Below are 13,846 nucleotides of genomic sequence, written 5' to 3'. Positions count from 1 at the left end.
TTCCCTACTTATCTCTCATATTTGAACGGCAATAATTGACATATTATCATCAGCTTGATTCTGAAAAGCGATAGAAACACATTTTTTACAAATTTCGTCCAATTCCTGATTTGTATACGTTCTCTCTGTACAAAATAACTCTATCATTTTTTCCTCAGATAAAAAGTTATATACACCGTCTGAACAGATTAAGTAGATATCATGATCCTCTGCGAGTTCCTTAGCAAAATAAGGGGATATTTTCTCTGCTCCCCCTATACCTTTCGTTAAAACGTGCTTTTGCTTATGCTCGTTTAATTGTTTCTCATTAATCAAGCCAAGCTCAAACTGTGACCAGGCTACTGTATGGACTTTAGACAATAATGTTAGTTTCTTATCCCTTATTCTAAAAATTTTTGTATCTCCTACATTACTAATAATCATTCGATATCCTACAATATTGATCATAGATAAGGTTGTTACCATAACATTGCCGGAAGACATACTATATGAATAAATATGATTATTAATTTGGTCGTATTTCCTTTGTAATAGCTTATATATATAGTCTATTGAATACTCATTGTTATTTTTCAGCTCATTTTCTATAGCCTTTACCGTTATTTCACTTACCTGTTTCCCTAATGCATGACCGCCGGCTCCATCCGCAATCCCAAATGAATAAAGGATGTTATCGTGATAAAGGAGGAGAGAATCTTCATTTTCCTCTCTCTTTCCCTTATCTGTATATGAGCCAAAGCGAATCTTGAAGAATGGTTTTGTTTCTTCAAGAAGACTAATATTTAAATCCAAAACTCATCCCTCCAATGAGTATAGTTCCATTTCAGTTTTGCCAATTTTGAACTTCATATTATAATTAATTTCTCTTTGGCCTTTAAATTGTTCCCCGTCTATATATGAGCCATTTGCACTATTTAAATCAACCAAGAAGATTTTTTCTCCTTTTTTATATAATAGAGCATGATTTCGGCTTACATAACTATCATTTTCTAAAACTACATCGCAAATCGCCGGATCTCTTCCTATCAATGTTGTTTCCTCTGATAAAGCTAGTTCAACATTCTGGTCCTTGCTTTTATAGTGCAAAATTCCATATGTTTTTGTTTCGCTGCTTACCGCGGCCTGTTCGTTTGCTTCATGCAAAATAACTGTTTGAGCTACTGCAGACACACCGTTTTTGAGAGCCTGCTTCTCATCAGAAGATAAATTTCCGATACTTCCCAACATTTCCGTTTTATCCGTGGATACCGCCGCTGGCTTTACACTCCTATTACCTTGCCCCAACACTTCTGTCTTTGCATGTTGCTCAACTGGTTTCTCAATAATCTCACGTGTTGGATTGGATACTTTCACTGCCTGTTGCGGTGCCTTTTTTTTAATTAAAAATACTAAGAAAACATTCATAATAATAATGAACCCGATAAGTAAATAAATGTATAAATTGTCCATATTTTCTACTCCATCCTTATTGTTTGTCTTTTTGCTTTAAAACAAATAGGCTAAGCATGATACTTAACACAGAAATCCCGATTAAAATTCCCCAATTTTGATAAAGTAAAGAGATATCATAATCATAGTAGTCTGGTAAATCTCTCGGTGGAACAGGTACACTAGTTTCAAGTTCTGTAGGTTTATCATTTAAATCTACTGAAATACTAAACGCCCTAGCTGCCCACTTACTTATCACGAAATCGGAGATTATTGATTTAGAAAAATCTTCTATGTCAAAAACCAGTCCATTGAAGATTAACTGAGGTATGAGCAAAACAGGAGCCAGCCCCATTGCTCGATCCGAATTTCCTACTATAGATGATACAAAAAGACCTAAAGAAGTCGCTGCCATCGTTGCTAGGAAGAAAGAAAGAAACAATTCGACTTGTATCGAACCAATTAAGGTTTTAGTAGGAAGATCCATTACAAAACGAAATACGATAATGAAAGCTACTGATTGCACTAGAGTTAACGTTCCTAAGATAAGAATCTTAGACAAAATATACGGAACTAAATGCAAGTTAACAGCTCGTTCTCTTCGATAAATATCATTCTCTTTCGTAATTTCTTGAAGTGAGTTTAAAAGGCCGATCCAGACAGCAGACGCAGCAAGCGTAAAAATGACCTGTTTGGAAGTCTCATAGAATGTAAATGAATCTCTTTCTGCAACAAAGCCTAATAACAACGCAACAAAAGGTGCTTGTAACAAAAGAAATGCCAATCTTTGCTTGTCAATTAAAGTAAGTTTTAGATACCTTTTTGTTAAAATAATGAGTTGCCTGAAACTGCTGTTTTGGGACACATTCTTTTGTTCAGTCATCTTTACGTCTTTTTGAACTAAGGAATTATGGTAACTATAATATATTGACTCTTTAAACTTCTTTTGCCATTTATCTGACTCTTTATTGATAAGATCATAAATATCAGCATAATCTTCTACATTAAAAAACTCCAATGCTCCATTAGGCGGCCCAAAATAACAGAGCTTCCCTCCATAACCTAAAATAATAGCTTTATCACATAAATTTAGATTTGCTGTAGCATGTGTAATAAGAATAATCGTTTTTCCATTGTTTGAGAGTTTACGTAAAAGTTTCATCATATTTCGTTCCATGCCTGGATCTAAGCCAGACGTCGGTTCATCTAAGAAAAATAATTTAGGATCTGCTAGTAATTCAACAGCAATACTAGCTCTTTTTCTCTGTCCCCCGCTCAATTGTTTGATAACTAAATCCTCTCGGCCCTCAAGTTCAACATCTTTAATAACTTCTTGCACTCTATTTGCTATTTCCTCTTCAGTTGTATCATCAGGCATACGAAGCTCCGCTGCATAGGTTAACATCTCACGCACAGTCAATGTATCGTATACAATATCTTGCTGCGGTACATACCCCATTATGTTTTTATACGCATTATAATTAGAGTAGAAATCGTCACCATTAACTAAAACCGTTCCTTCTGTCGGCAGGCGAAATCCATTTAAACTATCCATGAAAGTAGACTTTCCAGCACCACTCCCGCCAATTAATGCAACAAGTTCTCCTGACTTTACACTGATACTAATGTCATCTAAAATACGCTTTGTTAATTTATGTGTAAATAATCCTCCTTTAGAATCCTGCACATCTTTTGTAATGTTAATAGCATCAATACGCATTCCTCTAGATTGCACATTATAAATAATCTTCGTTGACTGAAAAATTAATTTTGTATGACCAACTATAATTACATCATCATGAGTCAATTTTGTTTTTGATGTAACAAGCCGCCCATTCAAAAAGGTGCCATTGGTGCTTTGATTGTCTTCTAGAAAAAACGCATCCCCGTTCCTTGTAATTCTCGCATGCTCTCTTGAAACGGAACTATGGCTGATTTGTACATCATTAGAAATGTCTCGGCCAATTGTTATGGTTTCCTTAGATTCTAAATGCAGCTCGTTCCATCGTTCATCACTGTAGTTATCTAATAGTGAGTACACAATTAGAATTCCATCTTTATGAGGTTGATTTATGTCATCAATTCGGAGGTTGTAACCATTTTCTAACTTAGCACTTGTTATTTTTTTGCCATTGATATGTATACCGTTCGTGCTATTTGAATCATACACATAACAGCCATCTTTTTTTATTTCAAAGATTGCATGACGGGAAGAAACAATGGGGGAGTTGACAACAATGTCATTATCCATTGCTCTTCCTAGCGTGTATTGCTTTTTTTCCTCACTGTGCTCCATATCGATTGTACTAGCCAGTTTACCTTGTACATAAATTGTTAAAACACTTTTAACATGTTGATTAGTATTGTACATGCTTCGTACCATCCTTACGCAGTAATTAATAACTTAAAAGCAGTAGATCATTACGATGTCACCAACTTGTGATTTTACGCTGCTTTATTTCTTTTTACTAAAAAGAATGCAACTACCGCCGCTTGAAGGATTGCAATTCCAAGTAAAAGATATAATATATTGTTATTTTCTTTCTTTTTTCCGCTGCTTCCATCCTTAGAACTTTCTTCTGTTCCTTCTAGTTTAAAATCTTTTACTTTTAGAGTATTGTAGTAAGACTCAGTCGGTGTGAAATCCTTAATTGAATTCCCGCTCAAATATAACTCTTCTAAATTGTTTAGTGTTCGTAAAGGGGCGATATCCTCAATATTATTATCTTTTAGGCTTAAGACTTTTAAATTTGTTAAACTTTGCAGGTCATCTAGCTCTCTTACTTTTCCATCATCTAAAAGAAGTACTTCTAATTCTGATAATCCGTTTAATGGCTTAAGATAACCAATTGGATTATGAGATAGGTGTAATACTTTTAATTTTATTAAGCTGCTCAATGGACCTACATCAGAAATATCATTATTGTTCGCACGAAGCACCTGTAATTCTTGCATGTTTCTCAATTCAGAGATGTTCTTAATCTCATTATGGTCAATCCAAAGATTTGTTACTTTAGTAAGTTTGCCCAAAGGTACAATGTTGTCAATTTTATTATGGTCAATCTGTAAGATAACCAGCGATTTTAATTCTTCCAATCCACTAATATCGCTGATTTGGTTTTTAGACAAATATAATCTCTCTACGTTTGTTAGCTCCTTCAGCGGCTTAATATTTTCAATTTGGTTTTCACTTAAGTTTAGTACCTTTAGACCCGATAGCGATTTTAATGGAGCTGCATCATTAATTTTGTTTCCGGCCAAATTCAATTCTGTTAACGACTTAAGATGTTCAATCCCGCCTAAGGTTTCAATCTTTTTACTTTGGGCAGCTAGAGAGGTTAATCCTTCAACATCCTTTTCAAAGAGGTCTCCTGAAGGTTTATCTATTGCTTTTCGAACGACATCCTCTAGGTTTTTATCACTAAACTCAATTTTTTCCTCAGCAGCTGCGGCAACTTGAGTGATGCTTAGTAAAAGAACTAATATAGTACTTAATACAAGTAACAGAGATTTTCCGATTCTCATCTTAATCCTCCTTAATAAAGATATGCCCCCTATTACATAAGGGACATATCTGTGTCATTTCTATTCCATTTCGTTGTTTGCCAGTATGTTAATTGTACGTAATTGGCCATTCTCAATCTCAAATACATGCCAATACCGTTCTGTTCCCCCTGCTGGTACCAAGAATGTACGATAGAGGTTACCATTCTTGTAAAGTTCTACTTTAGCTCCTGAACCCGCTAACGGTGCATCGCCTCTGAAGTTATAAACATAGTATCTGTAGACACCGGCAACTTGTTTAAATGCCGTAATCGTCTCTGGTCCCTTACCGTCTGTATCATCAGTATCTAATTGAGCATAGGTAACCCCATTCTCCGTATAAGATCTCTGCCCATAATAGATATGGAAACGCCCAGTTCCATTAGCTAATGGCCCTTTCAAATGAGCATCCAAGTCTGCTGGCCGTTCTCCCCATGAAAGCACAACAGAGAATTCAGTAAGTCCATCGCTCGTTGGCATTATATTTATGTCCTGTTCGTTCGTTGCAGCACTTTGGACTTCGACCAGCTCATACTTTTTGTTATATCCGTTACCCGACAATTCTAACGTATACTTTCCAGGCGCCAAACGTAATTCGTATTGACCGGCACTGTTTGTGGTAGTCTCCGCGGCTGCATTTCCAGTTTCGGCCCCTTCACCTTTTCTAGCTTTTATCGCTATACTTGGCGCTGGTGTACCTGTACGGGCGTTTTTAACTATTCCCTTTACTGTTCCATGTTCAACGAAAACAGCCTTAATTTGCTTGTTACTATCCATATGGACAGATAACGGATTCGTCTCTCCAGAGGCATCTCCAGACCACTCCTTAAAGGACCAGCCTTCTTTTGGCGCTGCTGTTAGCTGGACAGTTGCTCCAGCCTCATAGCTATCTTGCGCAGGCTGCGGCTGCACAGTACCTTCACCTTCAACTGAGGTTTGTAGTGTATAGGATTCTGGTGCCTCAACAAAAATTGCTTTAACCGTTTTTTCTCCATCCATTGTAACTGTCACTGTACTTTGCGTACCCGTTACATCTCCAGTCCAATGATCAAACTTCCAGCCTTCTTTTGGCGTTGCTGTTAGCTGAACAGTTGTTCCAGCCTCATATTTGTCTTGTGCAGGCTGCGCCTGTACAGTACCTTCACCCTCAACTAAGGTTTGTAGTGTATAGGTTTCTACTGGTGCTTGTGATGCCTTAACAAAAATCGCTTTAACCGTTTTTTCTCCATCCATTGTAACTGTCACTGTACTTTGCGTACCTGTTGCATCTCCAGTCCAATGATCAAACTTCCAACCTTCTCTTGGTGTTGCTGTTAAACGTACCTCTGTCCCCTCGGCATAGGCGGCAGTATTAGGAGTTCTATCAATAGACCCTTCGCCCGTTACTTCTGTTGTTAGCTGATAGCTTTCTTGGATTCTACTAAAGATAGCACGTACAGCTTTATTGCCATCCATTGTTAAAGTAACTTTTGGATTTGTTGCGCTAACGTCGCCTTCCCAACGTTCAAACTTCCATCCCTCATCAGGAGTTGCCTCCAATGTTACAGTGGTACCTTTTAGGTATTTACTATCAGAAGGTGATCTAGCAATTGAACCATTTCCTTCTACACTGGATGATATCGTATATTCCGGAATTTTTGTAAATACAGCCTCTACTGTTTTGTTTTGGTCCATCTTTACTGTTACCTTCGAATCAGTACCTGAAGCATCGCCTGCCCAGTGACTGAACTCCCAACCTTGAGCAGGAGTAGCTGTTAGCGTAATTACATCCCCATCAGTAAACTCTTTACCGTTTGGATTGGACTGAATTGTCCCTTGGCCATTAGAGATCTTTGTTAATACAAATTGTTTTTTCTCAACAGCAATTGTGACGCTAGCTTCGATTTTATCTTGTGAAACTACAATTTCAGTCGTTCCTTCTTCCTCTGTAGTGAATGTGTTTGTAGATCCTGTATCTTCACTTAAAGTACCAGCCCCGCTTTTAATACTCCAAGCCGGGTTAATTTCTATTTCCTCGCCTTTTGCATCGAACCCTTTAGCTGTTAACTGTACTACTTCTGATGGTTTAGCAGCGGAAGTTGACGTTTGGACCTTAATTTCCCTTAATACATGATCTTTAACTTCAAGAGTAGCATCCTTACTAATTGAACCTACCTTAGCCGTAACTCGAACAATTCCGGGTTGTTTCGCACTAAATACATTCGCCTCACCCTTTTCGTTCGCTAAAGAACCAGGTCCTTTAGTTGAGAGTGACCAGGTTGCAGATACATTAGTCGTTTTTTCTCCAGAATGTTCTGAATCTGAATTCCCCGAATCACTGGAACCCTGTTCATTGCTTGGTTCTTCCTCAACTGCTTCACTGCCATCTGAATCATTTACAGGTACAGTTTGTTCAGATCCTGCTTCTTGCCCAGATCCTGCTCCTTGCTCGGATCCCGCTTCTTGTTTATCTTCTGCGTCATTTATTACGCTTGAATGATAGACTACTTGCAGATTCGCTGTTTCATCCACTTGAAGTAACGTACGATCTACAGTAAGTTCTAAATTATTTGAAATCTCTGTACGCTTCTTTATTAAGCTATCATCCTTACTAGTCGATAACCCCTCGTCAAGTATCTTAACTGCTTCTAGAACATTTCCTTCTGCTAAGTATATATCCACCAGATTCGAATAAAATCTCGGTTCCTTAGGAACTATTTGGATACCCGCTATCAAGACCTTTCTGGCCTCAGCAACCTTATTCAAAGCTCTGTAAGACTTGACCAATCCAATTCTGGCTTCAACATTTTTCTCATCCAACTCGAGGACTTTCTCGTACTCTATAATTGCCTCTTCATATTGAGCCTCAGCATAATACTTGTTACCTAGATCTAAATGCTCCCGAATTTCTTTAGCCTCTACCCATTGCATAGTCACATATGCCATAGAAGATAGCAGAAGTAATATAAGGAGAGCAAATATACCTAATTTTTTCTTTGTAAGAAATTCTTTTCGTTCTTCCACTCGTTCTGCCACGTAATTGCCTTCCTCCTTAACCCAAAGTTTCCTTACATATTAAGAGCCGACAAAAATAATTTAATATTTGATGTTTTAACTCTTCTACTTTGAGCAGGAGGGATTCATAGTATTGCTCCACTATTAAATCTTCTCAGATAAGTGCTATGCTTGTTTTACAGACAAAGAACCGTATCAACTTCTCTCAAACACAAAAATCTATCAGCTTAGGTTTGAATTTTGTTGATGTATACGGAATATCTCAGTTAATTATGTAATTCATCACACGTCTTCATTTTACATTATCCTGGCATTTCAGATTGGGATATGTTTACAAAAATCCGTCCGCGGTTTTATATGGAGCAGCCGGTATACTAAGATGGCGACCTTGTAAAACAAGGATCTCCCATTTTAACTTGTGCTAGGAGACACATAGATTCGAATACTCCATATAAATAAAAAATATGGTAATGAATTTGCACGTACTACACTATATTTCAGCCGAAACAATACAATGAGTGCCATACTGATTTATATTATTGTAACAGCCATTTCATGTAGGGATATCAGGAGAGGACATTTCATCACATGTATCATTGTGCAGAATCATGTTATACCCTATGTAACTACTAGTTAAAATAGCGATTGAAGCTTAACATCGGACATTTAAGCGAGTATTAAAAACTTTGTAAACAAACCATTTCTCCATCTATTTTGATAAAATGACGAAATGCACATCCGGAACCAACAACTTTTACATATTGCTTGGTCACCCAAAGGGAACATAAATCAAGTGGAAATAGAAGGCCTCCCATCTAATTTTCACTTATTTGGCACCTCATAATGTAAAAGAAGATTATATAAATGCTATGATTATTCCAATGTTACAACACACAGACCTTTCAAAGATTTCTAGAGAAAACGAAAGCATGTTTTACTCTCTACTCTCTACTCTCTATTTCTTACCTCTATCCTCTCTGCAGTCTCTGGTAACAAACCGTTATTCCCCCTTTCGCAAACTTTTTTCAGAGCATTTAGCGGTTTTTACAAGACATTGCACAAAAACCCAATGAAGTAGTAAGAAGAGTAGATTCATAACAAATATTACAAAATCAAGTCGGTCTCATATGTAAGAACTCACATTCATTTTTTATTATATTAAAAACATGGTATAAATTGTATACTTTTTTAAACTTTTTTTACTTTTTTTCATGTTTCAACCAATTTCATATATAAAAGCTAACCTAATTTAAAGTTTATACCTTCTTATATGAAATTAACGATAAGAAGATGACAAATACAGTCATTTTATTTAAATACTGGCCCTAAAGCTTGTCTATGCTGTGCTTTGTAGTCCTGAGATGATATATTCATTCTTTGAATATATCAAAAAGCCCTGATAATCCAAAAAGGATTTCGCCTTCCAGCAAAATCCTTTTTTATACAATTCACTTGTAAAAATAACTGCTTATTTCTCCTCCAGGACAGATTTTAAAGCTTTTTCAATTTCGGCATAGCCGGTACACCGGCATATATTTGATTCCAGCCATTCTTTAATTGTTTTATCATCGGCATTGGGGTGCTGCTGGATGAGCGAGTGGCAGTTCATGATAAAGCCAGGTGTACAATAACCGCATTGAAACGCGAAGTTTTCCACAAATGCCCGTTGAATCGGGGAATCCTTCAGTCCTTCAATAGTTGTAACCTTTTTTCCAACTGCTTCAATGGCAAGCATCAAACATGATTTCATCGGCCAGCCGTCAACATTCACCGTACATGCCCCGCAATCCCCATTTAAGCAGCCCGGTTTTGCACCAGTTAAGCCCAGTTTTTCCCTTAATGCAGACAAAAGGGTGTCTGCTGCTCTTACCGTAACAATTTGATTCTCATCATTGATGCGTAACACGATTGTTTGTAAGTTCAAGCTTTCAGCCCCCTTCAGCATGCAGCTTTCTCATGCCTTATCCAATGACTCTAAGACATCCAATAATAAATTCCGCAGCACAAATAAGCGATAATTTGCTGAACCTTCGACATCATCTAAAATCGGTCCCGGCAATGAAGTAAGTGCGCGTTCAACTCTTTCTGCTTCCGGCATCTCTTTATTATTTAATGCTGCTTCTATCAGCTGCGATCGAAAAGGAAAGGGACAGAGCCCGCTTACAGCTACCCTGATCTCGTTATCGATTTTTAAGGCCGCTGCCGTTATCAATGGGTAGCCGGTATCCCACTGCTGGCGTCTTTTGAAGGTAAAGAACGGCGCCTCAGTAAACCGTTTTTCTGTTGCTATTTGTACAAGAAACTCGCCCGGCGAGAGCTGCAGCTGTTCCCGGAATACCTCATGAATGGGAACCACTTTGCTTCCTTTCGGCCCAACAATGACTACTTGGCTGTCGGAGAGTAAAAAGGGTAAAACAGCTTCACGATAGAAAATTTGTGCACATATATTCCCGCCAAGCGTAATTTTTACCCGTGCGGTATGATCAGCAACTTCACTTGCCGTTTTAGATAATAAGGGAAATAGATTCTCTTCACCAAGTTCAGTAAGAGTGACCGAGCTTCCTAAAACGAGATGTTCTCCGCTAAATTGTATGACTTTGCTTTCAGCAATTTCTTTCAAATCAATGACCGCTTCTGTATAGACTAAATTAATTCTCCCAAGCGTAATTAATTCTGTTCCCCCTGATATAAACATGGGCTTTTTGCCTTGCTGGTTCAGGTGCTGGTATAAGTCAATAGCCTCCTGAAGTGAAGATGGTTTATAATAATCAAAATTAAACGGAAGCATTCTTTATTGCCTCCTTTGCTTTCCAAATCAATTCTGGAATTAAGGGCAGATTATGAAGCGAAACACCAGCGGCTACGGACAATGCATTCCCGAGGGCACCAGGCATTCCCATTAACCCTAGTTCTCCTATCCCGCGGGCTCCATATGGTGCATCAATCTGTGGATTTTCAACAAAATCAACCGAGTAATTAGGGTTTTCTCCATACCGGAGCGGGCGATACGTCCGAAGCTGCGGATTCAAAACCCTCCCAAGAGCATCAAAGTAAAATGTTTCCCTCCCAGAGAATGCTAACCCCATACTCATTGCGCCCATAACCTGACCTAATGCTGCTTTTTCATTCATCACCTTGCCGGCGTCTACCACCGTCACAGCATTAATAATCCGATAGGTATAATCTTTACGGTCGAATTCTACTTCTACTCCATATGCCGCAACAGACCATTCCGGACCAGGTTTCCCAGCTCCAGTTTCAGGATCCAAATGCGTTATATGACGTAATATATAATTTCCTCTGCCAATGATTTGACCGCCAATAGCATTACCATTTGGATACTTATAACCGTAGCCAATATCTTTAAAATGGAGCCCAATGGATGGATCATCTCTTAAAAATACCCGGCTATTCGCCACTTCAAAATCTTCCTTTGGTGCTCTTAACACACATGAAGCCAATTCTTTTAATTGCTTAATCACATCATCTGCAGCATTTAAGGTAGCCCTGCCTGCCATAAATGTTCCCCTGCTGGCGACGGTTTTCCAATGTTCTGGCATTGTCTGGGTATCTACTTCCATCCGAACATGAATTTTATCGACATCCATTTTAAGTCTCTCAGCGAGGATTTGAGCAAGCACAGTCTTAGTTCCTGTTCCAATTTCTGTAATCCCTGACATTAAATTGATACTCCCATCCCGATTAAAGGTTAAAATAACGCCTGAGGGAGCGTTAGCATCAATCGTTGACGTTTTCCAGCTGCAGCTTACGCCTTTTACTCTAACAAAACGTTCATCTATCTCTTGAATCGGACCTTCGTCCCACTTGAGCAGCGCTCTTACTTTCTCAATACATTGCGGTAGGTTTCCTACATTGCTTTTATTTAAAAGAACCCTTGTCGGTGTCGTATTTCCTGGCCTAATGGCATTTATATAACGGAGTTCAAGCGGATCCATCTGCAGCTTTTGTGAGAGCAGGTCCAGTGTTCTTTCAATCACAAAGGAAAGCTCGGAATGAGCAAATCCTCTAAATGGGGATGCATACGGATGATTGGTATACATACAGTATGAATCACACCAAACATTCTCAACATTGTAGGGGCCTGTGCAGTCGACTGCCCCTGATCTCGTTATATCAATGGCTTTATCGGAATAAGCACCCCCATCCCACAAGTAAAGGATTTCCATAGCTTGAATTTTCCCGCTGCGGTCGGATCCGATTTTAACTGTTGCATCCAAACCAATATGACATGGGGATGTAATCATATCCTCTTCACGGTCATTCCAAATCTTTACGGGCCGGCCGCTGACAGCCTTTGATGCTAAGTAGGCAAGTACTTCAAGCTGAACGGCTGCCTTTCCGCCGTAGGCTCCTCCAACAAGCGGCGTATGAACAACAATTTTCCCTATATCCTCACCAAAGTAATCAGCTATAAGCTTTTTGGCCATAAAAGGGGCCTGAGACGAGGTCGTTATATTGATTGTTCCATCTGGTAAAATCTCGCAAGTCGAACATCTTGTTTCCATTGCGGCATGGTCCGAAGGGGCAAAGGAATAACTTGCTTCTACTGTTACCTCACTATCAGCCCATCCTTTATCCATATTGCCCTTGCGAATTTTAATGTGGGTTGCAATGTTTGTTCCCGGAACCGGGTGTGAATCTTCCTCTTTTTTATATTCGCCTAACTTTTCATGGACGAGGGGAGCATTTTTTTGGAACGCCTGTGTCGGTGAATTTACTACTGGCAGTAATTCATAGTGGACCTTAACCTGGTTGGCTGCCGCCCTAGCCTGTTCTGGGGTTTCAGCGATAACTAGTGCAACTGCTTCCCCGTGATAACGGACTTTATCCACAGCAATCGGCGGACGGTCGCGAATCGCCTCCCCTGTGAGCGGAAAATGTTCTCCTGCGACAATTGCCCTAACTCCTGGCATTTTTAGTGCTTCTGTCGTGTCAATTGCAATGATCCTAGCGTGCCCGTATGGACTAATGACTATTTTACAGGAAAGCATTCCGACTGATTGGTAATCATTTGTGTATTTCGCCCGGCCCGTCACTTTATCCCACGCTTCTTTACGAATGACACTTTTCCCAATTACCTCCAATTTGTTCCCTCCTAACCCTCGTTATTCATGAAACATTTCGACTCATCACTCCTAAGCCTATCCTCAGCATAAAAATGGAGTAATCCTCTACCCGGAGATAAAATAGATGTACCTGAATCTAGTATTCTCTTTAGTACCAATACATCTGTAGCATATTGATTTGTGATTGGCTCAAGTAAAATATCAATTATTTTATTACAGCCTGCAATTCAAGAAGCCTGTATCAGCCTCATCTTCAAAAAGCATGGATGCTCCTTCTCTCTTATTGGCAGGTCTTATAACTTAAATGATGGTTGCTGCTGCTTTTCCCGGATGTTTAATGGCGTTAAGTATCCGGGAAATGTGCTGCTCTCCTATCTCTCAGCATTACGCAAACACTGTTTTAGTAAGAGCTCTATAATGCAAAGGTTCCTACAGTATTTATATTAATGGGAGAACCATTCTTAGAATCTTTAATTTTTTTCCCGGAAATTCAAGAAAAATCACCAATAGGCGAGCCTGCAGGGACGTCGGCAGAGGCTCAGCTGCATTAATGGGTTCTAAAAGGATTACTACGAAAGGGACGGTTATCATGGAGTTACGAAATGTAAAGGCCTGCTGCCGATTCCTCCTGCATGAAAACCGAAATGGCGAACACAGGAATACACTTATTACGAAGTAAAAAGAGAAGAAGTCAATCTCAGATTTTCTAGTATATCCGTCAGAACTATAGAATACGAAAAGTAGAATTGAAGAAGAACGGACACAGCAGTTCTAGGCGGAGAATTGGCCAAATC

At 38.9% G+C, this 13,846-nt stretch carries 8 protein-coding genes; all 8 read right to left on the bottom strand.

Features of this window, described 5'->3' with window-relative positions; all coding sequences use genetic code 11:
* Window positions 1–15: 15 nt before the first annotated feature.
* Window positions 16–792 (bottom strand): PP2C family protein-serine/threonine phosphatase, encoded by a 777-nt coding sequence (locus AC6HZ4_RS08035; RefSeq protein WP_497494459.1) that lies wholly within the window; start codon window positions 790–792, stop codon window positions 16–18.
* Window positions 793–795: 3 nt separating this feature from the next.
* Window positions 796–1,449, bottom strand: a complete 654-nt coding sequence (locus AC6HZ4_RS08030) for an FHA domain-containing protein (protein ID WP_497494457.1) — start codon at window positions 1,447–1,449, stop codon at window positions 796–798.
* Between the two features lie 16 nt (window positions 1,450–1,465).
* Window positions 1,466–3,799 (bottom strand): FHA domain-containing protein, encoded by a 2,334-nt coding sequence (locus AC6HZ4_RS08025; protein ID WP_497494456.1) that lies wholly within the window; start codon window positions 3,797–3,799, stop codon window positions 1,466–1,468.
* A gap of 74 nt (window positions 3,800–3,873) precedes the next feature.
* Entirely contained in the window at window positions 3,874–4,953 is a 1,080-nt protein-coding gene (locus AC6HZ4_RS08020; protein WP_497494455.1) for a leucine-rich repeat domain-containing protein, read from the bottom strand.
* Window positions 4,954–5,013: 60 nt separating this feature from the next.
* Entirely contained in the window at window positions 5,014–7,986 is a 2,973-nt protein-coding gene (locus tag AC6HZ4_RS08015; RefSeq protein WP_497494454.1) for an InlB B-repeat-containing protein, read from the bottom strand.
* 1,447 nt (window positions 7,987–9,433) lie between these two features.
* Window positions 9,434–9,889, bottom strand: coding sequence for a (2Fe-2S)-binding protein (locus tag AC6HZ4_RS08010; RefSeq protein ID WP_497494453.1), 456 nt, complete (start codon window positions 9,887–9,889; stop codon window positions 9,434–9,436).
* Between the two features lie 30 nt (window positions 9,890–9,919).
* Entirely contained in the window at window positions 9,920–10,753 is an 834-nt protein-coding gene (locus AC6HZ4_RS08005; protein WP_497494452.1) for an FAD binding domain-containing protein, read from the bottom strand.
* Window positions 10,740–13,070: a xanthine dehydrogenase family protein molybdopterin-binding subunit gene (locus AC6HZ4_RS08000; protein WP_497494451.1), complete on the bottom strand. Its 2,331-nt coding sequence runs from the start codon at window positions 13,068–13,070 to the stop codon at window positions 10,740–10,742. The genes AC6HZ4_RS08005 and AC6HZ4_RS08000 overlap by 14 nt, the downstream gene beginning before the upstream one ends.
* Between the last annotated feature and the right edge of the window lie 776 nt (window positions 13,071–13,846).

This window comes from Ectobacillus sp. OTK (assembly GCF_059698935.1).
Note: the sequence above shows the minus strand (reverse complement) of the source record. Positions and strands in the feature narration are given on the sequence as shown.